The following is a 1,212-nucleotide window of genomic DNA, read 5'->3' on the forward strand; positions in this document are numbered from 1 at the left end:
ACCGGATCGCGCTAAACCACGTCCGCCTCGCCAGAAACCTCATCGACATGCCGCCTATAAGGCTTGCTGATGTCCTTATCTTGGGTGGATTGGTTGTGGACGCCCGTAGCTATCTCGCCCCAGCCGGCCGCCAAGGATCTTTGGAGAAAAACCGATGTGGTTTTGGCAATTGGTACCAACATGCGAATCCCAGCGAAAAAGTGGATTCCGACACATAGGCCAGATATTATTCGCATTGACATCGATCCGACCACTCACCGTAGATTCTTCACGCCAAAATGTGAAATTACTGCGCGGGCAGAGCAAGCCTTGCCTCTATTGCTGAGAAGACTTGAAAACTACAATGCAGTTCGAAGTTCACGAGAGACTGCATTGGAGGAGGTCAAAGCCGCTTGGGCAAAGCGTTCGGCAGTGCTCGAACCACAAGTGAGCTATCTCAAGGTTATCCGCGAAGAAATTGGGGAAGATGGCATATTTGTCGACGAATTGACTCAGGTCGGCTTTGCGAGCCGCATCGTGTATCCCGTATACAGCCCCCGCACTTACATAACCACTGGCTATCAAGGAACACTCGGGTATGGCTTTCCGACTGCGCTCGGAGTGAAGGTCGCAAAGCCGCACGTTCCCGTGGTTTCTATTACCGGCGACGGTGGATTCATGTTTGCAGTTCAAGAGCTAGCCACTGCCGTCCAGCACGAGATTCCATTGATCGTTCTGCTTTTCAATAACAACTGTTTCGGAAACGTCCAACAGATGCAAATCAACGACTACGGCGGGAGAATCATAGCAACCGATCTTCGAAATCCAAATTTCTGCCGCCTGTCGGAAAGCTTTGGTGCTCAAGCGATCCGAACGGACTCTCCCGAAGGACTGCGTTTCGCATTACGCCGGGCCATTGCAACGACGAGTGTACCGACGGTGATCGAAGTCAGCGTTGGCGATATGCCAAGTATTGACCAGTTTCGGTGAGGTCTCTCAATTCTGTAAGTCATTCGCTAAGGATGGGTGGTTCAGAAAGCCAGTGCGGAGAAGACTGAGTCTGGACTGCTCGGGAATCAGCTCAAAACTTTAAAGTGTTTTATCAGGCACTTCCGTGTGAACGGATTTCATCCATTGGACCATGCTTATCCGGTTGTCTCCCAAGCCCTCTACCGATAGTATGTTGGTCATCTGTGCCACCCCGGGGCAACCATGGTTATTGACGTGCTTGAC

Annotated in this window: 1 protein-coding gene; it reads left to right on the forward strand. The window is 51.4% G+C overall.

The genetic code is table 11. The features are described 5' to 3' along the window. Window positions 1-69 precede the first annotated feature (69 nt). Window positions 70-969, forward strand: a complete 900-nt coding sequence (locus tag A3A5_RS39200; protein WP_198293170.1) for a thiamine pyrophosphate-dependent enzyme — start codon at window positions 70-72, stop codon at window positions 967-969. Window positions 970-1,212 lie beyond the last annotated feature (243 nt).

This window comes from Cupriavidus sp. UYPR2.512, from assembly GCF_000379565.1.
Taxonomy (GTDB): domain Bacteria; phylum Pseudomonadota; class Gammaproteobacteria; order Burkholderiales; family Burkholderiaceae; genus Cupriavidus.

Excerpts from the sequence above, each read along its gene's own strand:
- A3A5_RS39200 (WP_198293170.1), top strand. The coding sequence starts at position 70 with ATGTCCTTATCTTGGGTGGATTGGTTGTGGACGCCCGTAGCTATCTCG.